Origin of the sequence: Micromonospora sp. NPDC051296 (genome assembly GCF_040682255.1) — a bacterium.
Taxonomy (GTDB): Bacteria; Actinomycetota; Actinomycetes; order Mycobacteriales; family Micromonosporaceae; genus Micromonospora; species Micromonospora craterilacus.
Genome location: NZ_JBFBAO010000017.1, coordinates 1 through 22,573 on the forward strand (window position 1 = coordinate 1; position 22,573 = coordinate 22,573).

At 71.6% G+C, this 22,573-nt stretch carries 20 protein-coding genes and 1 pseudogene; 16 read left to right on the plus strand and 5 right to left on the minus strand.

Annotation, left to right across the window (positions count from 1 at the left end; translation table 11 throughout):
* Window positions 1–34 precede the first annotated feature (34 nt).
* Window positions 35–373, minus strand: a pseudogene (locus tag AB0M52_RS03520) (SDR family NAD(P)-dependent oxidoreductase); the annotation flags it as partial.
* A gap of 214 nt (window positions 374–587) precedes the next feature.
* On the opposite strand from AB0M52_RS03520, the gene ruvC reads away from it, so the two are divergent.
* The 8 genes from ruvC (at window position 588) to AB0M52_RS03560 (ending at window position 9,961) form a co-directional block, all read left to right on the plus strand.
* Window positions 588–1,115: a crossover junction endodeoxyribonuclease RuvC gene (ruvC, locus tag AB0M52_RS03525; RefSeq protein ID WP_111216785.1), complete on the plus strand. Its 528-nt coding sequence runs from the start codon at window positions 588–590 to the stop codon at window positions 1,113–1,115.
* Window positions 1,112–1,714: a Holliday junction branch migration protein RuvA gene (gene ruvA / locus AB0M52_RS03530; RefSeq protein WP_363948346.1), complete on the plus strand. Its 603-nt coding sequence runs from the start codon at window positions 1,112–1,114 to the stop codon at window positions 1,712–1,714. Before ruvC ends, ruvA begins: the two co-directional genes overlap by 4 nt.
* A complete protein-coding gene (gene ruvB / locus AB0M52_RS03535) occupies window positions 1,711–2,781 on the plus strand; it encodes a Holliday junction branch migration DNA helicase RuvB (protein WP_363948349.1) in 1,071 nt (356 codons plus the stop codon). The genes ruvA and ruvB overlap by 4 nt, the downstream gene beginning before the upstream one ends.
* A gap of 139 nt (window positions 2,782–2,920) precedes the next feature.
* On the plus strand, window positions 2,921–3,259 hold the full coding sequence (gene yajC, locus AB0M52_RS03540) for a preprotein translocase subunit YajC (protein WP_363948351.1): 339 nt from the start codon (window positions 2,921–2,923) through the stop codon (window positions 3,257–3,259).
* A 284-nt stretch (window positions 3,260–3,543) separates the two neighbouring features.
* The gene (secD, locus tag AB0M52_RS03545; protein ID WP_363948355.1) at window positions 3,544–5,433 is read left to right on the plus strand and encodes a protein translocase subunit SecD; all 1,890 of its coding nucleotides are present in this window, start codon (window positions 3,544–3,546) and stop codon (window positions 5,431–5,433) included.
* Between the two features lies 1 nt (window position 5,434).
* The gene (gene secF / locus AB0M52_RS03550) at window positions 5,435–6,643 is read left to right on the plus strand and encodes a protein translocase subunit SecF (protein WP_363948358.1); all 1,209 of its coding nucleotides are present in this window, start codon (window positions 5,435–5,437) and stop codon (window positions 6,641–6,643) included.
* Window positions 6,644–6,747: 104 nt separating this feature from the next.
* Window positions 6,748–7,314 (plus strand): adenine phosphoribosyltransferase, encoded by a 567-nt coding sequence (locus tag AB0M52_RS03555; RefSeq protein ID WP_363948361.1) that lies wholly within the window; start codon window positions 6,748–6,750, stop codon window positions 7,312–7,314.
* A gap of 196 nt (window positions 7,315–7,510) precedes the next feature.
* Window positions 7,511–9,961, plus strand: coding sequence for a bifunctional (p)ppGpp synthetase/guanosine-3',5'-bis(diphosphate) 3'-pyrophosphohydrolase (locus AB0M52_RS03560; protein ID WP_363948432.1), 2,451 nt, complete (start codon window positions 7,511–7,513; stop codon window positions 9,959–9,961).
* Window positions 9,962–10,028: 67 nt separating this feature from the next.
* Here AB0M52_RS03560 and AB0M52_RS03565 read toward each other — a convergent pair whose 3' ends face one another.
* Window positions 10,029–10,862, minus strand: a complete 834-nt coding sequence (locus AB0M52_RS03565; protein ID WP_363948364.1) for a peptidylprolyl isomerase — start codon at window positions 10,860–10,862, stop codon at window positions 10,029–10,031.
* 94 nt (window positions 10,863–10,956) lie between these two features.
* Window positions 10,957–11,874, minus strand: coding sequence for a peptidylprolyl isomerase (locus AB0M52_RS03570; protein WP_363948366.1), 918 nt, complete (start codon window positions 11,872–11,874; stop codon window positions 10,957–10,959).
* A gap of 249 nt (window positions 11,875–12,123) precedes the next feature.
* On the opposite strand from AB0M52_RS03570, the gene AB0M52_RS03575 reads away from it, so the two are divergent.
* The gene (locus tag AB0M52_RS03575; protein WP_363948369.1) at window positions 12,124–12,843 is read left to right on the plus strand and encodes an MBL fold metallo-hydrolase; all 720 of its coding nucleotides are present in this window, start codon (window positions 12,124–12,126) and stop codon (window positions 12,841–12,843) included.
* Between the two features lie 52 nt (window positions 12,844–12,895).
* Entirely contained in the window at window positions 12,896–14,224 is a 1,329-nt protein-coding gene (hisS, locus tag AB0M52_RS03580) for a histidine--tRNA ligase (protein ID WP_363948372.1), read from the plus strand.
* Between the two features lie 327 nt (window positions 14,225–14,551).
* Here the strand turns inward: hisS and AB0M52_RS03585 are convergent, their stop codons facing one another.
* A complete protein-coding gene (locus AB0M52_RS03585; RefSeq protein WP_363948375.1) occupies window positions 14,552–15,070 on the minus strand; it encodes a PaaI family thioesterase in 519 nt (172 codons plus the stop codon).
* 55 nt (window positions 15,071–15,125) lie between these two features.
* On the opposite strand from AB0M52_RS03585, the gene AB0M52_RS03590 reads away from it, so the two are divergent.
* On the plus strand, window positions 15,126–15,596 hold the full coding sequence (locus AB0M52_RS03590; protein WP_363948377.1) for a helix-turn-helix domain-containing protein: 471 nt from the start codon (window positions 15,126–15,128) through the stop codon (window positions 15,594–15,596).
* Window positions 15,597–15,707: 111 nt separating this feature from the next.
* Here the strand turns inward: AB0M52_RS03590 and AB0M52_RS03595 are convergent, their stop codons facing one another.
* Window positions 15,708–16,538 carry an SGNH/GDSL hydrolase family protein gene (locus tag AB0M52_RS03595; protein WP_363948380.1) on the minus strand — a complete coding sequence of 277 codons (831 nt, stop codon included), beginning with the start codon at window positions 16,536–16,538 and terminating at the stop codon, window positions 15,708–15,710.
* Window positions 16,539–16,784: 246 nt separating this feature from the next.
* On the opposite strand from AB0M52_RS03595, the gene AB0M52_RS03600 reads away from it, so the two are divergent.
* From AB0M52_RS03600 to AB0M52_RS03620, 5 genes are all read left to right on the plus strand, one after another.
* Window positions 16,785–17,837: a S1 family peptidase gene (locus tag AB0M52_RS03600; protein WP_363948382.1), complete on the plus strand. Its 1,053-nt coding sequence runs from the start codon at window positions 16,785–16,787 to the stop codon at window positions 17,835–17,837.
* Window positions 17,838–18,053: 216 nt separating this feature from the next.
* Window positions 18,054–19,859, plus strand: coding sequence for an aspartate--tRNA ligase (aspS, locus tag AB0M52_RS03605; RefSeq protein WP_363948385.1), 1,806 nt, complete (start codon window positions 18,054–18,056; stop codon window positions 19,857–19,859).
* A gap of 105 nt (window positions 19,860–19,964) precedes the next feature.
* Window positions 19,965–20,777 carry a sugar nucleotide-binding protein gene (locus tag AB0M52_RS03610; RefSeq protein ID WP_363948388.1) on the plus strand — a complete coding sequence of 271 codons (813 nt, stop codon included), beginning with the start codon at window positions 19,965–19,967 and terminating at the stop codon, window positions 20,775–20,777.
* Between the two features lie 115 nt (window positions 20,778–20,892).
* A complete protein-coding gene (locus AB0M52_RS03615; protein WP_363948391.1) occupies window positions 20,893–21,489 on the plus strand; it encodes a helix-turn-helix domain-containing protein in 597 nt (198 codons plus the stop codon).
* On the plus strand, window positions 21,486–22,573 hold a 1,088-nt coding region (locus tag AB0M52_RS03620; RefSeq protein ID WP_363948394.1), incomplete at its 3' end, for an MFS transporter. The genes AB0M52_RS03615 and AB0M52_RS03620, both read left to right, overlap by 4 nt.

Sequence of the window (22,573 nt, forward strand, 5' to 3'; positions counted from 1 at the left end):
GCAGGCAGTCGTGCGATGGTCACATCTGGCTCCAAACCCGGTGCAGGTACTCGAAGCGCTCGACGGAGAACTCCTGGATCGGGGCGACGTGCTGCAGGCCGGCGTTGTTGACCACGATGTCCACATCGGCGTCGAGCCGGTCCACCGCCTCGACGTCGGCCAGGTCCACGCCCTCGGCCCGGCCGCCGGCCTCGGCGGCCACCAGCTTGGCCGCCTCGACGTTGCGGTCGACCACCAGCACGCTCGCGCCGGCCGCGGCCAGCCGCAGGGCGCAGGCCCGGCCGATGCCGCTGCCGCCGCCCGTCACGAGGGCGGTACGGCCGGCGAGGTCGACGTTCACGACGTGGGGGACCGCCACTGGTTCTGCCGTCATGGCGCAAGAAGTTACGAGCTGTGTGGCCGGGCGCACATGGGGTTGCGGCACATACTCACACGGCACTATGTGGTCGGCGGCGACATCAGGGCCGCGCCGACGTGACGATGCGGGAACGCGGCTCCGTGGTGGGCGTGTCCCGCGGCGCGGCGTGTCGGCGGCATCGGTAGGGTGTCGAACACACGTACTGCTCGGCGGGCTGGGAGGAGGCGGCGTGCGGGTGCTCGGCGTCGACCCGGGGTTGACCCGGTGTGGGGTCGGCGTGGTCGAGGGGGTGCCCGGGCGGCCCTGCGCGTTGGTCGCCTACTACGTCGTCTACACCGATCCGGCCGACGAGCTGCCGACGCGCCTGCTGCACCTGGACCGGTCGCTGACCGACCTGGTCGCCGAGCACCGGCCGGACAGTGTGGCCGTCGAGCGGGTGTTCAGCCAGCACAACGTGCGTACGGTGATGGGCACCGCCCAGGCCAGCGGGATCGCCGTGCTGGCCGGGGCGCGCGCCGGGCTGCCGGTGCAGACGTACACCCCGAGCGAGGTGAAGGCGGCGGTGACCGGCTCCGGTCAGGCGGACAAGGCGCAGATGACCGCGATGGTGACCCGGCTGCTGCGGCTGCCCGAGCCACCGCGGCCGGCCGACGCCGCGGACGCCCTCGCGCTGGCCATCTGCCACGTGTGGCGCGGCGGCACGCGGTCGAAGCTGGCCGCCGCGGCGGACCGGGTGCGACGAGGAGGAGCGAGATGATCGCGAGTGTGCGTGGCATGGTGACCGCCACCGGTCCGGACCACGCGGTGATCGAGGTCGGCGGGGTCGGCCTGGCCGTGCAGTGCGCCCCCGGCACCATCGCCGATCTGCGGGTCGGTCAGCCGGCCCGGCTGGCCACCAGCCTGGTCGTCCGGGAGGATTCGCTCACCCTCTACGGCTTCGCCGACGACGACGCGAAGTCGCTGTTCGAGCTGTTGCAGACCGCCAGCGGGGTCGGCCCGCGGCTGGCGCAGGCGGTGCTCGCCGTGCACACCCCGGACGCCGTGCGCAAGGCGATCGCCAACGCCGACACCGCGGCGCTGACCCGGGTTCCCGGGATCGGCAAGAAGGGTGCCGAGCGTCTGGTGCTGGAGTTGCGCGACCGGATCGGTCCGGTCCCGGTGGGCGCCGACGGCGCGGCCGGGGTCACCGGCGGCGCCTGGCCGGAGCAGGTCCGCCAGGCGTTGATCGGGCTCGGCTGGACGGCGGGTCAGGCCGATCAGGCCGTGGCCGCCGTCGCCGAGACCGTCGACGGTGCCACTCCGCCGGTGCCGGTGCTGCTCAAGCAGGCCATCCGGCTGCTGGGCCGGACCCGATGACCGGGTCCGACGGCGGACTGGTCTCGGCGTACGTGGCCGACGCCGAGCGGGACGCCGAGGTCAGCGTACGGCCGAAGCGGCTGGCGGAGTTCATCGCCCAGCACCGCGTTCGCGACCAGCTCGACCTGCTGCTGAAGGGCGCGATGCGGCGTGGCGCACCGCCCGACCACATTCTCCTGTCGGGCCCGCCAGGCTTGGGTAAGACCACCCTGGCCAACATCGTGGCGGCTGAGCTGGGCACCGGCATCCGGGTCACCAGCGGTCCGGCCATCGAACGCTCCGGTGACCTGGCCGCGATCCTGACCAGCCTGGCCGAGGGCGACGTGCTCTTCATCGACGAGATCCACCGGATCGCCAAGCCGGCGGAGGAACTGCTCTACAGCGCGATGGAGGACTTCCGGGTCGACGTGGTGGTCGGCAAGGGGCCGGGCGCCACCGCCATTCCGCTGGACGTCGAGCCGTTCACGCTGGTGGGCGCGACCACCCGGGCCGGTCTGTTGACCGGTCCCATGCGGGACCGCTTCGGGTTCGTCGCCCACCTCGACTTCTACGCCCCGGCCGAGTTGGAGGCGCTGCTGCACCGGTCGGCGCGGATTCTCGGGGTGCCGATCACCGACGACGGGGCGACGGAGATCGCCGGCCGGTCCCGGGGCACGCCCCGGATCGCCAACCGGCTGTTGCGCCGGGTGCGGGACTTCGCCGAGGTGCGCGCCGACGGCGTGGTCACGGTCGACACGGCCCGCGCGGCCCTGACCGTGTACGACGTGGACGCGCTCGGGCTCGACCGACTCGACCGGGCGGTGCTGACCGCGCTGGTCGACTCGTTCCGGGGTGGCCCGGTCGGGCTGTCGACCCTGGCTGTTGCGGTGGGGGAGCAGCCGGACACGGTGGAGGAGGTCTGCGAGCCGTTCCTGGTGCGGGCCGGCCTGCTGGCCCGTACGCCTCGGGGCCGGGTGGCGACCGAGGCAGCCTGGCATCACCTGGGACGCACCCCGCCGAATGGTACATTTGCGGCCGAAGCTCCTCCCGCGCCCGATCTCTTCTCCGTGGACACCGGCGAGCCGTGATCCGAACGTGATCTGTGCCGCATTCGGCGTTCCCAGATACAGCGACTAGACTCGCCGCGGTCTGTACAGGATGTGAAAATCCGCCTCCGCTCCGGTGCTCACGCTCCGGAACCGGCGGCCAATGGGAAGGTCGACAACCGTGCTTTACGCAGCAGAAGGCGGCGGAGCGGGAGGCTTCACGCCGATCCTCATGATCGCTCTGCTCTTCGGCGTCATGTACTTCATGATGATCCGCCCGCAGCAGAAGCGCCGCCGCGAGGCAGAGTCCATGCAGTCCGGCCTCTCCGCAGGCGACGAGGTGGTCACCATCGGCGGGCTCTACGGCACGGTCACCGGTGTCGAGGACGACAGCGTCCTGCTCGAGATCGCCCCCGGAGTGCAGACCCGCTACGCCCGTCCGGCGATCGCCCGGGTGGTCACCAAGGCGGAGCAGCCCGTCGAGTCGGCGGCCGAGGAAACCGACGCCGTCAAGGACTGAGCATCGCACCCACCCGGGCCGTCGGCCTGCCGGCCGCTCGGGTGGGGCGGCGCCCGCATGTGTCCCCGGCGGGTGGCCGCGCTCGATATGCGCGGTGAGACAACTGGATAGATGGCCGACGCCGGGCGTCGGCGCGCCGGCTCGGCGGTCCACGCGCCCGCGTTGACCCGCCGAGGCGGCGGCGTCAACCCGGGCGCCGTCGGTAGGCAGATCGTCGGCCGGGAACCCGGCCGACCCGCCGCCGCGCCAGCGGCGGCGCGACCGTACAGGGAGACAGGACAGCCGTGGCACCACCTCAGGGACAGATGCGCCCAGGACGGCAGTTGGCCGTGCTGGGGGGCATCCTCGTCGTCCTCTATCTTTTGGTGTTCTTCTCGGGCGGTGCCAGCGGTGGCTGGAAGGATCGGCTTGAGCCCCGGCTCGGTCTTGACCTGGTCGGCGGTACCCGGCTGACGCTGGAGGCGACCAACACGCTCGACGGCCGGGCGCCGACCGCGACGAACCTCGAACAGGCCCGCCAGATCATCGAGAACCGGGTCAACGCCTACGGCGTGGCCGAGGCCGAGGTGGTCACCGAGGGCGACCGCAACATCGTCGTCTCCCTGCCCGGCGAGAACCGCGACCTGAGCGAGGTCGGCAACGCCGCCGAGCTGCGCTTCCGCAAGGTCCTGAAGATCGCCGACGGCAGCGGGGCGCTCCCGGCGCCCGCGCCGACCGAGAGCGCCGCGCCGACGCCCACGGGCAGCCCGAGCCCGTCCGGCAGCGCGAGCCCCACGCCGAACGCCGAGGCCACCTCCTCGCCGTCGGCCGGCGGCCAGGGCGGCAGCGCGCCGACCCCGACTCCCACCCCGTCCGCGACCCCGAGCGCCACTCCGTCGCCGGCCGCGAGCGAGGAGCCGGTGCCGCAGAGCGTCGAGGAACAGCGCCGGGCCGTCGAGCAGAAGGTGGGCGCGGAGGCCTGGGCCGCCGCGAACGCCCTCCAGGCGCCGGCGGACCTCACCGCCGACCCGTCGCTGGCCGAGAAGCTCAAGCCCTTCGCCGAGCTGAGCGGCCGCGAGGTCGCGGTGCTGCCGGCGCAGATGCAGTTCAACGTGCCGACCATCGGTTGCCTCCAGCTCGACGACCGGCCCCCGGCGTCCATCTCCAACAAGGACCAGCCGGCCGTCGCCTGTGAGGGCGGCTACGCCAAGAACCTGCTCGACGTGGCGAAGGTGCTCGGCACCGACGTCAGCAACGCCAGCGCGGTGCGTGACCAGACCAGCCAGTGGGTGGTCAGCCTGGACTTCACCCGCTCCGGCGGGGACAAGTGGACCGCCCTGACCCGCGAGGCGTTCAACAATGAGGGCCAGGCCTGCGACGCGTCCGCGCTCGGTGACGAGGGCAAGTGCCGGGTCGCGGTGGTGCTGGACAACCAGATCATCTCGTCGCCGCAGATCCAGGGCGTGCTGGTCGGCAGTTCGCAGATCACCGGCAACTTCACCAACGCCGAGGCCGCCGAGCTGGCCGGCTACCTCAACTACGGCGCCCTGCCGGTCACCTTCCAGGCACAGGAATCGCAGAACGTCACCGCCACCCTGGGCGCCAGCCACCTGCGGGCCGGCCTGCTCGCGGCCGGCATCGGCATGCTGCTGGTCATCATCTACTCGTTCTTCTACTACCGCCTGCTCGGCTCGGTGATCTTCCTGAGCCTGGTCATGTCGGCCCTGCTGCTCTTCGGCGCCCTGGTGGTGCTCGGCCGGCAGATCGGCTTCACGCTCACCCTCGCCGGTATCGCCGGCATCATCGTGTCGCTCGGTGTGGCGGCGGACTCGTTCGTCATTTACTTCGAACGACTAAAGGACGAGATCCGGGAGGGGCGCAGCCCACGCAGCGCGGTCCCCCGGGCCTGGGTCCGGGCCCGCCGGACGATCATCTCGGCGAACGCCATCACGATCATGTCGGCCGTCGTGCTCTACATCGTCTCGGTCGGCACGGTCAAGGGCTTCGCCTTCGCCCTCGGCCTGGCCACGGTGCTCGACCTGCTCGTGGTCTTCCTGTTCCGGCACCCGATCATGACGATGCTCGCCCGCAGCAAGGCGTTCCTGTCCCCGCGGGTCAGTGGCCTCGGGCGGGCGTTGCCGGCCCGGTCGTCGGAGCAGTCCCCGTCCCGCAACCCGCGCGCCAAGGAGGCCTGAGATGGCTGCTGAGACTGGTCTGGCAAGCCGCCTCTACCGAGGCGAGGCCGGCCTCAACATCGTCGGTCGGCGCAAGTTGTGGTTCTCCATCGCCGCCGTACTGGTGGTGATCGCGCTGGGCAGCGTGGTGTTCCGTGGGTTCAGCCTCGGCATCGAGTTCGAAGGCGGCAACTCGTTCCAGATTCCCACCAGCGTCGGCACCATGCAGGACGCGGAGGCCACGGCGAACCAGTCGCTGACCACCGCGGGCGGCGGCGCCCACGTGGTCACCGCGCAGAAGGTCGGCGGGGCCGGCGGAGAGTTCTACGAGCTGCGTACCACCCAGCTCAACTCCGAGCAGGCCGAGGCGGTCCGGGTCGACGTGGCCCAACGGTTCGGCATCGACCCGGACCAGATCAGCGCCAACCGGGTCAGCGAGGCGTGGGGCAGCCAGGTCACCAACCGGGCGCTGCTCGGCCTGGTCATCTTCATCGCGCTGGTGACGGTCTACCTGATCCTGCGCTTCGAGCTGAACATGGCGATCGCGGCCATCTTCTCCCTGGTGATGAACCTGGCCCTCACCTCCGGCATCTACTCGATCGTCGGGTTCGAGGTCACTCCGTCGACGATCGTCGGTTTCCTCACCATCCTGGGCTTCGCCCTGTACGACGTGGTGGTGGTCTTCGACAAGGTGCAGGAGAACACCAGAGGGATCACCGCGAACAACAACCAGACGTACGGCGAGGCGGCCAACCTGGCCGTCAACCAGAGCCTGATGCGGTCGCTCAACACCTCGGTGGTCGCGCTGCTGCCGGTCGGCGGCATCCTCTTCATCGGTGCCGGCCTGCTCGGCGCGGGCACCCTGAAGGACCTCGGCCTGGTGCTGTTCGTCGGTATGGCCATGGCGTTCCTCACCTCGATCCTGCTGGCCACCCCGCTGCTGGTGGTGCTCAAGAACCGCGACCCGCGGATCGCGGCGCACAACAAGCGGGTGGAGGCCCGGCGGGCGGCGGTGGCGCGCGGCGAGGTCCCGGCCGGCAAGAGCACCTCGCGTCGGACCGAGCGGGTCGAGGAGCAGGTGGAGCCGGTGGCGGCGGAGGAGGCCGGGGCCGCTGCCCTGGCCGGTGCCGCCGCCCCCAAGGTGGGCGCCCGGCCGGCCGGCAAGCGCTCCGGCGGTGCCCGGGGCGGACGCCCCGGCGGCAACCGCCCGGGCGCCGGAAAGCGGCGCTGACCCCGCCGGGGCCGACCCGGTAGGAACGGTACGGACGGCGTCCGGCATGCTGTGCGAGCAGCGTGCCGGACGCCGTCGTCGTGTGGAAGGGGAGCGGTACTGCCGTGACGGAGACCCACAGCACCGGGGTACGCGGAGACAGCGGCCCGGAGGCGGCCCGGCTGGTGGCCAGCCGGGTGCTCGACGTGCCCGATTTCCCCAAGCCCGGCGTCATGTTCAAGGATTTGATGCCGTTGTTCGCCGACGGTGACGCCTTCCGTGACGTGATCGACGGGATCGTCGCGTTCCACGGGCGGGAGTCCTTCGACACCGTGGTCGGCATCGAGGCGCGGGGCTTCGTGATCGCCGCGGCCATCGCGTACGCCACCGGGGTCGGTGTGGTGCCGGTGCGCAAGGCCGGCAAGCTGCCCCGCCCCGCCTACGCCGCCTCCTACGAGCTGGAGTACGGCGAGGCCACCCTGGAGGTGCACCAGGACGCCTTCACCGCCGGCCACCGCGTGCTGGTGGTTGACGACGTGCTCGCCACCGGAGGCACCGCCGCGGCGACGCTGGACCTGGTGGAGCGGGCCGGTGGCACCGTGGCGGGTTTCACCGTGCTGCTGGAGCTGTCCTTCCTCGGCGGTCGTGACCGGCTGGCACCGCGTCCCGTCCATGCCCTGCTGACTGTTTGAGACGACGCCGCCGCCGGACGGACCCGGCACGGTCCGTCCGGCGGAGCGGCACGGCACCCCCGGTGCGGGTAGCATTGCCCATTGCTGACCGGGCGGTGACCCGTCCGAAAGGCGCGAGACCAGGCCGGCCGGCGCACGGTCGGCGTATTCCCGGCGAGCGGTGAGGAGGCCGGTGTCCCACGATGTCGCCCCTCCGGTGGAGGGCACGGTGCACCCGACAGGCGATGCGGACGGCTCGGTGACCGACCGCAACGGCGCCGCCCCGGCGTCGAGCGACGGATCCGGCGTGGCACGGCCCACCGGCGACGTGGCCCGTACGACCGCGAGCGCCGACGTCGTACCCCTCGAGGCCGTCGCCGACCCGTCGCCCAGCAGTGGCTTCGCCCTGTCCCACGCGCCCACCGGACGCCGGGTTCGGGCCCGGCTGGCCCGGTTCAACGCGCCGTGGCAGTCGTCGCAGGTCAGCGAGGTGCTGGAGCCGCTGATCTCGTCGCACCGGGAGAACCACCCCAAGGCCGACGCCCGGCTGTTGCAGCGGGCCTTCGACACCGCGGCGCGCTGGCACTCGGGTCAGTACCGCAAATCCGGCGACCCGTACATCACCCATCCCCTCGCGGTGGCGACCATCCTCGCCAACCTGGGCATGGACACCACCACCCTGGTCGCCGCGCTGCTGCACGACACGATCGAGGACACCGAGTACACCCTCGACCAGATGCGCGCGGACTTCGGTGGCGAGGTCGCCCTGCTGGTCGACGGCGTCACGAAGCTGGACAAGGTCAAGCTCGGTGACGCGGCCAAGGCGGAGACGATCCGCAAGATGGTCGTCGCCATGGCCAAGGACCCTCGGGTCCTGGTGATCAAGCTGGCCGACCGGCTGCACAACATGCGTACGCTGACCTTCCTGCCCCGGCCGAAGCAGGAGCAGAAGGCGAAGGAGACGCTGGAGATCCTCGCCCCGCTGGCTCACCGGCTGGGTATGAACACGATCAAGTGGGAGCTGGAGGATCTGGCTTTCGGGACGTTGTTCCCGAAGCGGTTCGAGGAGATCAACCGGCTGATCGGGGAGCACCAGCCGCAGCGTGAGGCGTTGCTGCGGCAGGTGACGCAGAAGGTGCAGACCGACCTGAAGGCCGCGAAGATCAAGGCGGAGACCACCGGTCGGCCGAAGCACCTGTACTCGATCTACCAGAAGATGATCGTGCGGGGTCGGGACTTCAACGACATCTACGACCTGGTGGGTGTGCGGATTTTGGTCGACACGGTGCGGGACTGCTACGCCGCGTTGGGGGTCATCCACGCGAACTGGCAGCCGGTGCCGGGCCGGTTCAAGGACTACATCGCGATGCCCAAGTTCAACATGTACCAATCGCTGCACACGACCGTGATCGGGCCGACCGGCAAGCCGGTGGAGATGCAGATCCGGACGTACGCGATGCACCGGACGGCGGAGTTCGGTATCGCGGCGCACTGGAAGTACAAGGAGCACAAGGGCACCCAGATCGTCGGCCCGCCGGCGCACATCGACGAGATGACCTGGCTGCGGCAGCTGCTGGACTGGCAGCGGGAGGCGGCGGACCCGAGCGAGTTCCTGGACGCGCTGCGGTTCGACCTGTCCAGCCAGGAGGTGTACGTCTTCACCCCGAAGGGCGACGTCATCCCGTTGCCGACCGGGTCGACGCCGGTGGACTTCGCGTACGCGGTGCACACCGAGGTCGGGCACAAGTGCATCGGGGCGCGGGTCAACGGCAAGCTGGTGCCGTTGGAGTCGACGCTGTCCAACGGCGACGTGATCGAGATCTTCACCTCGAAGTCCGACACGGCCGGCCCGACGCAGGACTGGCTGGGCTTCGTCAAGAGCCCGCGGGCGCGCACGAAGATCCGGCAGTACTTCAACAAGGAGCGCCGCGAGGAGGCGATCGAGGAGGGCAAGGACGCGATCGTCAAGGCGATGCGGAAGCAGGGCATGCCGTTGCAGCGGATGCTCACCTCGGACGCGTTGATGGCGATCGCCCGGGACCTGCACCTGGCCGACGTGGCGTCGCTGTACGCGGCAGTCGGTGACAGCCAGGTCTCCGCGCAGTCCGTGGTGCAGAAGCTGATGGCCTCCTACGGCGGTGAGGAGGGCGCGGCCGAGGACATCGCCGAGACCGCCGTCGCGACCCGGCCGCCGCGCAGCCGGGCGAGCAGCCACGACCCGGGTGTGGTGGTCCGCGGGGTCAGCGACGTGTGGATCAAGCTGGCCCGCTGCTGCACCCCGGTGCCGCCGGACTCGGTGTTCGGCTTCGTGACCCGCTCCGGCGGGGTCAGCGTGCACCGCGACGACTGCGCCAACGCCGAGGACCTGCGCGCCCAGGGTGAGCGGGTGGTCGAGGTGAACTGGAAGCTCACCTCCGCCTCCACGTTCCTGGTCGCCATCCAGGTGGAGGCCCTCGACCGGCACAAGCTCCTCGCCGACGTCACCCGGGTGCTCTCCGACGAGCGGGTCAACATCCTCTCCGCCACTGTCACCACCACCCGCGACCGGGTGGCGGTCAGCCGGTTCAGCTTCGAGATGGCCGACCCCAAGCACCTCGGCCACCTGCTCGCCGCGGTCCGCAAGGTCGACGGCGTCTTCGACGCCTACCGCGTCACCTCCGGCGCCTGACCCACCCCACCCGACACGAAAGCGCCCGCCGGCTTGGCCGGCGGGCGCTTTCGGGTGGTCGGGCGGGTTACGCGGCGGCCATGGTGAGGTCGGTGATGACGACCTCCTTCTTGGGGTGACCGCCGCCGGCCTGCTGGGCGAACGCGCCGTCGTCACCGGCGGCCGCGACGTCCGTCACGATGTCCATCCCGCCGGTGATGGTGCCGAGCACCGTGTAGTTCGGGTCCAGCGGGGAGTCGCCGTAGACGATGAAGAACTGGCTGCCGGTGCTGGCCGGCTGGCCGGAGTTGGCCATGGCGATGACGCCGGCCGGGTACGGCGGCCGCTTGTCGGTCGGCAGGTTCTCCTCCGGCATGCGGTAGCTCGGGCCGCCGGTGCCGTCGGTCTCCCGCCAGCCCTTACCGGTGGCGCTCGGGTCGCCGCACTGGAGCACCTTGATGCCCTCGGTCACCAGCCGGTGGCACTTGGTGTTGTCGAAGAAGTTCTTCTCGGCCAGGTGAATGAAGCTCCCCGCGGTGCACGGCGCCGCCGACTGGTCGATCTTGGCGGTGATCGGGCCGAGGTTGGTGGTGATCGTCAGGGTCTGGCTGCCCACCTGGCTCTGCTGGGTGTTCGGCAGCCCGACGTCCTTGGTCGTCGGGGTCCGCTCGCCGGCCGGGATCTCGACCCAGCCGCACTCCACGGAGTTCGCGTTCTGGGCGACGTTGTCGGTGCCGCTGTCGTCGCCGATCAGGTTGGTGGCCAGCCAGGCCGTGCCGGCGACCACCAGCAGCAGGGCCACGCCTGCCCCCACGACCGCCTGCGTCTGGCGGCGCTTGCGGGCCCGGGCTGCCCGCTCGGCCATCTCCTTCTCGAGCCGGGCGCGGGCCGCCGCGCGCTGCCGCTCTCTGGTGGACGTCACGCCTCGATCCTCCTGGACTGTCTGTGGATGCCGCTGCGGGTGGTGAGACCCGTGTCTTGGTTCAGTCGGCGCTGGGGCCGGCCTGCCGGGTGGGTCAGCTGGCGTTCGCGCTGGCTTCGGGCGCGCCCGAAGCCGCCGAACTCGGCGTACCCGTTGGGTTGGGGTCGGCCGGCGATGCCGGATCCAGCACCGGCTCACCGACGGTCAGGCTCTGGATGACCACGTCGTCGTCCTTCGGCTTGACCTTCTCCCCAGACCCATTGTCCACGGTCGGCAGGGCTCCGATCTTCTCCACGACGTCGAGGCCCTCGGTGACCCGGCCGATGATCGGGAACTTCGGCTCGGCGGTGGTGTGGTCCTTGAAGAAGATCACGAACTGGCTGCCGTTGGCGCCCGGCGGGTTCGCGATCATGGCGACCGTGCCCTTCGGGTACGTCGGCGGCTCGTCCGGGGCCGGGCTGGCCGAGGGGGACGGCTCCGCGCCGTTGGGCATGTTCTCGTCGTAGAACGAGTACGCCGGGCCGCCCAGGCCGGTGCCGCTGGGGTCGCCGCAGCGCACCGCGCCCTCGGCCATGATCTCGTGGCACTTGGTGTTGTCGTAGAACGACTGGCTCGCCAGGTGGGCGATGCTCGCGGCGGCGCACGGGGCGCTGGCGAGGTTCAGCTCGACGGAGATCGGCGCGCCCTGGTTGGTGACGATGCTCATCGGCCGGGTGCCGGTGATCGGCAGCCCGGTGGTGGCCGGCTCGCCGACATCCTTGAGGTTGCTGTTGCCCGCGGTGTTCTGCGGGGTCCAGAGGCAGACCTCGTCGGCGGCGGTGTTCTCGTCCGGCTCGCGGTCGAAGGCGCCCAGCGCCCACGCCGAGCCGGCGATCACCAGCACGAGGATCAGGGCGGTGCCGACGCCGGCCCGGATCTGCCGACGACGTTTGGCGGCGGAGGCCCGGCGGGCCAGTTGCCGGTCGAGCTTGGCCCGCGCCAGTTTGCGCTGCCGGTCCCTGCTGGAAGCCACCCGTGCTCCCCTTTCCTCTACCCTGGTCGTCAGCCGGTGGTCGCGTACCTGTCGGGCCGGCAGGTGCGCCACGCCACACGCCCGCCAGAGTGTACGGGTACCGGCTGGGAAAGTCGTGTACTAGGTCGGCCCCCACGTGCATCGGGGGGCATCAGTGCCCATTGGGGCGGTTGGGACGGATGCGCCGGAGCCCCCCGGGGCCGCCGGTTAGGCTGCCGAAGAGGACAGCTCGACGGAAGGGGAGCGGACGTGCTCGTGGCCGGCTTTCCCGCGGACGCCTTCGGCACCAACTGCTACGTGGTCGCCGCTGGCGCTGGGGAACAGTGCGTGGTGGTCGACCCTGGCATCGGGGTGATCGACCGGCTCGACGCGCTGCTCGCCGAGCATCGCCTGCACCCGGCCGCGGTCCTGCTCACCCACGGGCACCTCGACCACACCTTCTCCGTGGCGCCCGTCTGCGGGGCGCGTGGGATCACCGCGTACGTGCACCCGGACGACCGGGAACTGCTGGCCGACCCGGCGAAGACGCTGTCGATGGACCTCACCCAGCTCTTCGGCGGCCGGCTGCCGTACGCCGAGCCGGAGGACGTCGCCGAGCTGGCCGACGGTACGACGCTCGCCCTCGCCGGGTTGGAGATCACCGTCGACCATGCGCCCGGCCATACCGGCGGGTCGGTGCTGTTCCGGCTGCCCGGCGCCGGCTCGCCCTGGGAGGCGGAGCAGATCTGCCTCTCCGGCGACGTGCTGTTCGCCGGCTCGATCGGCCGCACCGACCTGCCGGGCGGCAGCATGCCGACGATGCTCACCAGCCTGCGGGACAAGATCCTCCCGCTGGCCGACGACACCGTCGTGCTGCCCGGCCACGGCCCCGCGACCACCATCGGCCGCGAGCGTGCCACCAACCCGTACCTCGCCGAGGTGGCGGGGATGGGCGGCGCGCGACCGGCGGCCCCCACCCGCGGCCTGTAGCCGCCGCGAACCACGACCTCCCCGCGCCCGGCGCGGGTGTTGAAGGAGCATCATGAGCAAGCCCACGCCCATCTCCGGCTTCCCGGAGTGGACGCCCGCCCAGCGGATGATCGAGCAGTGCGTCCTCGACCGGATCCGGTCCACGTTCGAGCTGTACGGCTTCGCCCCCCTGGAGACCCGGGCCGTCGAGCCGCTGGACCAGCTGTTGCGCAAGGGGGAGACCTCCAAGGAGGTCTACGTGATCCGGCGGTTGCAGGGTGACCCGGAGGGCCCGGCCGGTGACGACGCGCTCGGCCTGCACTTCGACCTGACCGTGCCGTTCGCCCGGTACGTGCTGGAGAACGCCGGCAAGCTCCAGTTCCCGTTCCGCCGCTATCAGATCCAGAAGGTGTGGCGCGGTGAGCGGCCGCAGGAGGGGCGCTACCGCGAGTTCCTCCAGGCCGACATCGACATCGTCGACCGGGACACCCTCGCGCCGCACCACGAGGCGGAGATGCCGCTGGTTATCGGCGACGCGTTGCGGTCGCTGCCGATCCCACCGGTCCGGATCCAGGTGAACAACCGCAAGATCTGCGAGGGCTTCTACCGGGGCATCGGGTTGGACGACCCGGAGGCGGCGCTGCGCGCGGTCGACAAGCTCGACAAGCTCGGCCCGGCGAAGGTGGCCGAGCTGCTGGCCGCCACGGCCGGGGCGAGCGAGGCGCAGGCCAAGGCGTGCCTGGCCCTGGCCGAGATCTCCGCGCCGGACGCCTCCTTCGCCGACGCGGTGCGCGCGCTCGGGGTGAGCCACCCGCTGCTCGACGAGGGCGTCGAGGAGTTGGTCCGGGTGGTGGAGACCGCCGCCGCGCACTCGCCCGGCCTCTGCGTCGCCGACCTGCGGATCGCCCGGGGCCTGGACTACTACACCGGCACCGTCTACGAGACGCAGATGATCGGGTACGAGCGGTTCGGCTCGATCTGCTCCGGCGGCCGGTACGACAACCTGGCCAGCTCGGGAGCGGCCCGGTTCCCCGGGGTCGGCATCTCGATCGGGGTGACCCGGCTGCTCGGGCTGCTGTTCGGCACCGGCGCGCTGTCGGTGTCGCGGGACGTGCCGACCTGCGTGCTGGTGGCGGTGACCAACGAGGAGCTGCGGGCGGCCAGCAACCGGGTCGCCGAGGGGCTGCGCTCGCGGGGCATCCCGACCGAGGTGTCGCCGAGCGCGGCAAAGTTCGGCAAGCAGATCCGGTACGCCGAGCGGCGCCGCATCCCGTACGTCTGGTTCCCGGGCGCGGACGGCGCCGCCGACGAGGTGAAGGACATCCGTTCCGGCGAGCAGATCGTCGCCGCGGCGGGGGAGTGGACGCCCCTTCGGGAGGATCTCAAGCCGCTGGTGAGCTGAGCCGTGCCCCCTCCGGTCGGCCCGGTGTCGACGTCGCGGCCGGATGGTGACGCCGGCACTCGGGGCGGGCGGCACTGTTCCGCAGAAGAGACCGGCAGTAGGACGGCGGAGCGAGGCAGGGTGCGCCACAGCCCCGCCAGTCCTATTGCCGGCCTTTCCAAGCGGTGATGCGCGCAGACGCGCGGCCCGGGTGCGGCGATCCGCTGAGCCCCGGGCGCGGTGGTCGCTGGCTCTCTCGACGACCTCCGCACCCGGGGCGGCTTCAGCGACCCCGCCGGCCATAGCGTTTCGTGACCAGGCCGCGAGGTTCGGCGGCTGTGGGGCCGGTCAGGCGGCGGGGGACTCCAGGGGCAGCAGCAGGCAGCTGGAGGTGGCGTGGGCGACCAGGCGGGACCGCGCGTCGGTCAGCCGGGCCTCCGCCAGGGCGGTCCGGCGGCCGCTCTGCACCACGGTCCCCTCGCAGCGCAGCGTGCCGGAGTCGACGGTGACCGGTCGGAGGAACTTCACATTCAGGTCCAGCGAGGTGTAGCCGACGCCGACCGGCAGGGTGGTGTGCACGGCGCACCCGGCGGCCGTGTCGAGCAGCGTGGAGATCACCCCGCCGTGCACCGTGCCGAGCGGGTTGTAGTGGAACTCCTGAGGCACCAGCTCGACCACGACCCGGCCCTCGTCGGCCTCCATCCGGGCCATGTCGATCAGGTGCATCACCGGCGGGGCGGCCAGTTCGCCGGCGATCATCGCGCGGAGCAGTTCCAGCCCGCTGCGCCGGCCGATCTGCGCGGCGTTGATGCCCGGATCGGACCAGGAGAAGGTGCGGCTGCGCGCCGAATCCTGCGTCTGCGTCATGGACTCAGCCTGTCAACAGTTGCTGAGTCTGTCAATCAGACCTAGCCTCTCGGGCATGAGACCCGCGGCCCTGGACTGGTCGGTCGACAACTGCACCGTCGCCCGTGCGATGGAGATCCTCGGCGAGAAGTGGACCCTGGTGGTGCTGCGCGAGGTGTTCAGCGGGGTCCGCCGCTTCGACGACATGCGGGTGCGTACCGGCATTCCCCGGCAGGTGCTGACCAACCGGCTGGCCACCCTGGTCGACCAGGGGGTGCTGCGCCGCGAGCCGTACCGCGAGCCGGGCACCCGGCTGCGTCACGAGTACCGGCTGACCGCCAAGGGGCTCGACCTCTGGCCGGTGCTGGTCGCCGTGCTGGCCTGGGGCGACCGGTACCTCGCCGACCCGGAGGGTCCGCCGCTGAGCGTCGGGCACCGCGACTGCGGCGCCGAGATCCGCGTCGAACTGCACTGCGCCGCCGGACACCACGTCGCCGATCCACGAGACGTGATCCCCCGCCCCGGCCCCGGCGCCCACCCCCGCTGACCCCCCTACCTTCCCGCGATCTTGCACTTTCGGTCGCCGTTATGGGTCTGATGTCCCGGTTCGGGCCGACGGAAAGTGCAAGATCGCCGCTATGACGGGGCGGGGCGGGGACTACCAGGCGAAGCCGGCGGGGTAGGAGACGGCGGCGAGGACCTGTTGGCCGGTGGCGTTGGGGTGGAAGTAGTCCCAGCCGGAGAGCTGGGCGAGGGTGAACGGGTAGCCGAAGACGGCGTTGCCGTCGTGCTTGCAGTTCGACCCGTACGCCGTGCAGGCTGCCGCGAGTTGGCCGTTGAAGTCGATCACCCGCTGCCGGACGCGGTTGCGCCGGTCGACGTCCGCCTGGGCGGTGGAGGTCGGGTTGGCCAGGATGGACTGGCAGATGCCGAAGAGCGACCAGGCGGTGCGGGCGCTGCCGCTGTCCTTGCCGACCGACCAGAGCCGGTGGACGTCCGGGATGCTGATCACGAAGACCCGGGCGTTCGGCAGGCCGGTCTTGAGTCGGTTCAGGGCGGAGTCGATGTTCGCCCGGAAGGCGGCCACCGAGGTCATCGTCGACTCCGAGCTCGTGCAGGCGTCGTTCGCGCCGATCAGGATGGTGACGTAGCCGACCCCCTGGCTGACCGCGGTGCCGGCCTGGCCGTACAGGTCGGCGGACTTCGCCCCGGTGCGGGCGGCGTTGTTGTTGCGGCCGTTGATGCCCGGGCTGACCGCGCGGATGCGCAGGTAGTGGCTGTTCACGGTGGAGTAGTCGCCGGTGCTGAACGAACGGCTGGTGCAGTCGACGTACCACCCGCAGGCGTTGAAGCCGCGGGTGATGGAGTCACCGAGACTCGCCATCGAGGTCGGCGGCGGGCCGGGATCGGCCACGGCCGGGCTGGTGGCGAGCAGGACGAGGGCGGTGACGCCGGCGAGGGTGGCCAGCGTGCGTCGGACGAGGGTCATGGTGGCCTCCGGTTCACGGTTGCCGGATTGTGGCGGTGACCAGAGCGTATAGATGACCTTCTGTGTCCACAATGTTGCGCAGAGATTACGCCCGCCGGGAGATGAAATTCGGGCAAAGGGTGGCCTTGCTTACGATCTTAAATATGTGAATACTTGCCCTCGCTTGGTCATTTCCCCAGGTGGCTGAGTTGCCCCCGCCCCTGTCGCCGTGACAGGGCCCCAAACCCCCATCCGGGAGGCTGTTACATGCGACCCACAAGGTCAATGCTGCGCCGCGTCGTCACCGTCGCCGCGGCCGGAACTCTGGTCGCCGGCGTGCTGGCTGGCGCGCCTGCCCAGGCGGCACCCGCGTCCGCCTCACCCGACGCCGCGGCCGCCCTCGCCGAGCGGCTCGGCGACCGTGCCGCCGGCGCCTACGCCGACTCCGCCGGCAAGATGGTCGTCGCGGTGACCGACGCCGTCGCGGCCCGCCAGGTGGCCACCGCCGGCGCCACCCCGAAGATCGTCAAGCGCGGTGCCGCGGAGCTGAACCGGGCCACCGCCGAGCTGGACCGCTCCGCCGCGATCCCCGGCACCGCCTGGTGGACCGACGCGGCCACCAACCAGGTCGTCGTCTCCGTGGACAGCACGGTGACCGGCGCGAAGCTGGAGCGGGTCAAGGCCGCCGCCGCGCGTACCAACGGCGCGGTGCGCATCGAGGCCGAGGCCGGCGTGCTGAGCACCCGCATCTCGGGCGGCGAGGCCATCTACGCGCAGGGCGGCGGGCGCTGCTCGCTCGGCTTCAACGTGCGGGCCGGCAGCACCTACTACTTCATCACCGCCGGGCACTGCACCAACATCGCCACGAACTGGTACAGCAACTCGGCGCAGACCTCGCTGCTGGGCACCCGCGCCGGCACCAGCTTCCCGGGCAACGACTACGGCATCGTGCGCTACAGCAACCAGAGCGTCGTGCAGCCGGGCAACGTCTACCTCTACAACGGCACCTACCGTGACATCACCGCGTCCGGCAACGCGTACGTCGGCCAGTCGGTGACGCGCTCCGGCAGCACCACCGGTGTGCGCAGCGGCTCGGTGACCGCGCTCAACGCCACGGTCAACTACGCCGAGGGTCAGGTCCGCGGCCTGATCCGGACCACCGTCTGCGCCCAGCCGGGTGACAGCGGCGGCTCGCTGTTCAGCGGCTCCACCGCGCTCGGCCTGACCTCGGGCGGCAGCGGCAACTGCACCAGCGGCGGCACCACGTACTTCCAGCCGGTCGGTCCGGTGCTGAGCCGCTACGGCGTCAGCGTCTACTGATCCTCTCCCGCACCACCGACCTTGCTCCTCTGCCAGCGGGCCGCCGGATTCCTCCTCCGGCGGCCCGCCCGCCTGTCCGTGAGTGTTAACAAGGGGCCCTTCCTCTACCTCAGGCGTTAAGAGGGGGCCCTTCCTTACACCCGGGGAACGCGAGCGGGTGCGTGCTGACAGAATGCCGGGAGCAGAGACGTAGAGCAGACGAGGGAGACGCACGTCGTGATCCGTACCCATGACGCCGGCAGCCTGCGCGCGACGGACGCCGGCACCACGGTGACGCTGGCCGGGTGGGTGTCCCGCCGGCGCGACCACGGCGGGGTCATCTTCGTCGACCTGCGGGACGGCTCCGGCGTGGTCCAGGTGGTGTTCCGCGAGGAGGACGCGCACGCGCTGCGCAACGAGTACTGCGTCAAGGTCACCGGCGAGGTGACCCGGCGGCCCGAGGGCAACGAGAACCCGGAACTGCCCACCGGTGAGGTCGAGGTGACCGCGGCCGAGCTGGAGGTGCTCTCCGAGGCGGCCCCGCTGCCGCTGCCGGTGGACGACCAGGTGGTCGCCGGCGACGACATCCGGCTCAAGTACCGCTACCTCGACCTGCGCCGCAGCGGCCCGGCCCGGGCCATGCGGCTGCGCTCGCGCGCCAACCAGCTGGCCCGGACGGTGCTGCACGAGCGGGACTTCCTCGAGATCGAGACCCCGACGCTGACCCGGTCCACCCCGGAGGGTGCCCGCGACTTCCTGGTCCCGGTGCGCCTGCAGCCCGGCAGCTGGTACGCGCTGCCGCAGTCCCCGCAGCTGTTCAAGCAGCTGCTGATGGTCGGCGGCATGGAGCGCTACTACCAGATCGCCCGCTGCTACCGCGACGAGGACTTCCGGGCCGACCGCCAGCCGGAGTTCACCCAGCTCGACATCGAGATGTCCTTCGTCACCGAGGACGACGTGATCGACCTCGGCGAGGCGATCGTCGCGGCCCTCTGGTCCGACCTGGCCGGGTACGAGATCCCCCGCCCGATCCCGCGGATCACCTGGCACGACGCGATGGCGCGGTACGGGTCGGACAAGCCCGACCTGCGCTACGGCGTCGAGTTGACCGAGCTGACCGACTACCTGCGCGGCACCCAGTTCCGGGTCTTCGCCGGCGCGATCGACGCGGGCGGCTACGTCGGCGCGGTGGTCATGCCGGGCGGTGCGGCGCAGACCCGCAAGGAGCTGGACGGCTGGCAGGACTGGGCCAAGGCGCGCGGCGCGAAGGGGCTCGCGTACGTGGTGCTCGACGCCGAGACGGGCGAGGCGCGCGGGCCGGTGGCGAAGAACCTGTCGGCCGAGCACCTGGCCGGGCTGGCCGACGCGGTCGGCGCCAAGCCGGGCGACGCGATCTTCTTCGCCGCCAGTGCCGAGACCCGGGAGGCGCAGGAGCTGCTCGGCGCGGCCCGGATCGAGATCGCCCGGCGGTCCGGCCTGGTCGACGAGAGCGCCTGGGCGTTCTGCTGGGTGGTCGACGCGCCGATGTTCGAGAAGACGGACGAGGGTGGCTGGACGGCGGTGCACCACCCGTTCACCTCGCCGAACACCGAGTGGGTCGACCGGTTCGAGGAGGCGCCGGACCGGGCCCTGGCCTACGCGTACGACATCGTCTGCAACGGCAACGAGATCGGCGGCGGCTCGATCCGTATCCACCGGCGCGACGTGCAGCAGCGGGTCTTCGAGCTGCTCGGCATCACGCCGGAGGAGGCGCAGGACAAGTTCGGCTTCCTGCTGGAGGCGTTCAGCTACGGCCCGCCCCCGCACGGCGGCATCGCGTTCGGCTGGGACCGGGTCTGCATGCTGCTCGCCGGCGCCGACTCGATCCGCGAGGTGATCGCCTTCCCGAAGACCCGGGGCGGTTTCGATCCCCTCACCGGCGCTCCCACCCCGATCACCGCTCAGCAGCGCGCCGAGGCCGGCATCGATGCCAAGCCCAAGCCGCAGCAGGCCCCCCACACCGGCACCGCCGGCCCGGCCGCCCCGGTCGCCGACCCGACCTGATCCGTCCCTTATCGCTGTCGATCATGAAGTTGGCGGGGCTGCGCTTCGGCGTGTCGCCCCGCTAACTTCATGATCGGCGTAGTGGTGGGGAGGGGAGGGGAGCCGATGCGGCTGCTGGTGGTCGGGGGTAGCGGGTTTCTCGGGCGGGAGGTGTGCCGGCAGGCGGTCTCCACCGGGTGGTCGGTGGTGGGGACGTACCACTCGGGCTCCGTCGGGGTGTCGGGCGTCGAGGCGCGCCGACTCGACGTGACCGACCGGTCCGCCGTGCGGGCGTTGGTTCGCGCAACACGCCCCGACGCCGTGGTCGCCACCCCCTACCGGTACGCCGACTGGGCGGTCACCGCCGACGGGGCGGCGCACATCGCGTACGCCGCCGCCGAGGCGGGGGCGCGGCTGGTGCACATCTCCAGCGACGCGCTGCACGCCGGGCGCCCCGAGGCGTACGCCGACGACGAACCGCCCACCCCGGTCTTCGCGTACGGCGCGGCGAAGGCCGCCGCCGAGACCGCGGTGCGGGCGATCGACCCGGCCGCCGCGCTGGTGCGTACCTCGCTGATCCTGGGGGAGGGGAGTCCGCAGATCCAGCTCTGCCGGGAGGCCCTGGCGGGGCGGGCGGCTTTGTTCACCGACGAACTCCGCTGCCCGGTCGACGTCGCGGACCTCGCCGCCGCCGTGCTCGAACTGGTGCCGTCCGGCTACGCCGGGTTGCTCAACGTGGCCGGCCCGGACGCGGTCAGCCGGGCGGAACTGGGCCTGCTGGTGGCCCGCCGGACGGGCCTCGACCCGGCCGCCCTGAAGACCACCACCGCCGCCGACTCCGGCCTGGTCCGCCCCATCGAGGTACGCCTCGACTCCACGCGCGCCACCGGCCTGCTCCGGACCCGGTTGCGGGGCGCCACCGAACTGCTCTCTGCCTGATCCACCAGCGCGCCCTCGCCGGGGTGTCGCGCACCCGCTTCGGCCCGTCACGCACCCGCACATTTCCTATGCACAGAATTTGTGCATAGGAAATGTGCACAGCTATTGTGCATCCATGGGAGATGAGGAGAAGCGACCAGCTCCGCGGCAGGTCCGGATCGACCACCGGCAGGTCCGCGTCCTGGCGCACCCGCTGCGCACCCGGCTGCTCGGCGCGCTGCGGGTGGAGGGGCCGGCCACCGCCACCACCCTCGCCGAGCTGCTCGACACCAACACCGGCGCGACCAGCTACCACCTGCGCCAACTGGCCGAGGTCGGGTTGGTCGTCGAGGAACCCGACCGGGGCACCGGGCGGCAGCGCTGGTGGCGGGCCGCACACGACGTGACGAGTTGGGAGAACACCGACTTCGACGACGACCCGGACGCCCGGGCCGCGGTGGAGTGGATCCAGTCCGAGCAGGTGCGCCTCTTCGTCGAACACGCCGAGCGGTGGTTCGCCGTACGCGACCAGTGGTCACCCGAGTGGCGCGATGCGCTGGGCATGGGCGACGCCTTCATGACCATCCCGTCCACCCGCCTGAAGGAGCTCCAGGCGGAGCTGTGGCAGGTCCTTGAGCGCTACCGGGCCGAGGCCGACCCGGGCGAGCCCGGCACCGAGCAGGTGCTGGTCTTCTACGCCGCCCTGCCGCTGCTGACGGGAAAGAAGCGATGAGCGCCCTGTCCGTACGCCAGGTCCGGCACCGTTACCTGGTCCTGCACGGGCTGCGCTGGCTGCCGGTCGGGCTGATGATCCCGATTTTCATCCTGCTCATGCAGGAGCGGGGCCTGACCCTGGCCCAGATCGGCCTCGCCGTCGCCGCCCAGGGGGTGATGGTGCTCGCCCTGGAACTGCCGACCGGCGGGTTCGCCGACGCGCTGGGCCGCAAGCCGGTGCTGCTGGTGGCCAGCGCGGTCAACCTCGCCTCGGTGGCCCTGCTGGTGGTGGCGGACTCGTTCGCCCTGCTGGTCGCCGTCTGGGCGTTGCAGGGCGTGTTCCGCGCCCTGGACAGCGGCCCACTGGAGTCGTGGTACGTCGACAGCACCCTGGCCGCCGACCCGGACGCCGCGTACGAGAAGGGGCTCGGCCAGGGCGGCACGGTGCTGGGCCTGAGCATCGCGGCCGGCGCGCTGCTCAGCGGTGGCCTGGTGGCCCTCGGCCCGATCGGCCCGCTCAGCGCCCTCACCGTGCCGGTGGTGGCCGCGACCGTGTTCCAGGTGGTCTACCTGGCGGCGCTGGTGACCCTGCTGGTGGAGCAGCGGCCGGCGGCTGGGCCCGGCGCGCTGCGGGCCTCGATCCGCAGCGCCCCGCGGATGGTCGGCGAGGCGCTCGGCCTGCTGCGCCGCTCCCGGGTGCTGCTCGCGCTGGTGGCGGTCGAGCTGTTCTGGGGCTTCGGCATGGTCACCTTCGAGAACCTGCTGCCGGTCCGGCTGGCCGAGGTGGTGGGCGACGCCGACCGGGCCGCCGCCCTGCTCGGCCCCAGCAGCACCGTGGCGTGGCTCGCCTCCGCCGGCGGCGCGGCGCTCACCCCGCTGCTCATCCGCTGGCTCGGCGCCGCACCCGGTGCCGCCCTGCTGCGCATCGTGCAGGGGGCCACCGTGGTCGGCATGGCCCTGCTCGCCGGGCCGGTCGGGGTGCTGGTCGCCTTCTTCGCCTGCTATGCCGTGCACGGTGCCTCGAACCCGCTGCACATGGGGCTGTTGCACCGGCAGGTCGACGGCCCGTACCGGACCAGCGTGATCTCGGTGAACTCGATGGT

Coding starts and splice junctions, on each gene's coding strand:
- ruvA (WP_363948346.1), top strand. CDS start 1,112: ATGATCGCGAGTGTGCGTGGCATGGTGACCGCCACCGGTCCGGACCAC.
- ruvB (WP_363948349.1), top strand. CDS start 1,711: ATGACCGGGTCCGACGGCGGACTGGTCTCGGCGTACGTGGCCGACGCC.
- secF (WP_363948358.1), top strand. CDS start 5,435: ATGGCTGCTGAGACTGGTCTGGCAAGCCGCCTCTACCGAGGCGAGGCC.
- hisS (WP_363948372.1), top strand. CDS start 12,896: ATGAGCAAGCCCACGCCCATCTCCGGCTTCCCGGAGTGGACGCCCGCC.
- AB0M52_RS03585 (WP_363948375.1), bottom strand. CDS start 15,070: ATGACGCAGACGCAGGATTCGGCGCGCAGCCGCACCTTCTCCTGGTCC.
- AB0M52_RS03590 (WP_363948377.1), top strand. CDS start 15,126: ATGAGACCCGCGGCCCTGGACTGGTCGGTCGACAACTGCACCGTCGCC.
- AB0M52_RS03595 (WP_363948380.1), bottom strand. CDS start 16,538: ATGACCCTCGTCCGACGCACGCTGGCCACCCTCGCCGGCGTCACCGCC.
- AB0M52_RS03600 (WP_363948382.1), top strand. CDS start 16,785: ATGCGACCCACAAGGTCAATGCTGCGCCGCGTCGTCACCGTCGCCGCG.
- AB0M52_RS03610 (WP_363948388.1), top strand. CDS start 19,965: ATGCGGCTGCTGGTGGTCGGGGGTAGCGGGTTTCTCGGGCGGGAGGTG.
- AB0M52_RS03615 (WP_363948391.1), top strand. CDS start 20,893: ATGGGAGATGAGGAGAAGCGACCAGCTCCGCGGCAGGTCCGGATCGAC.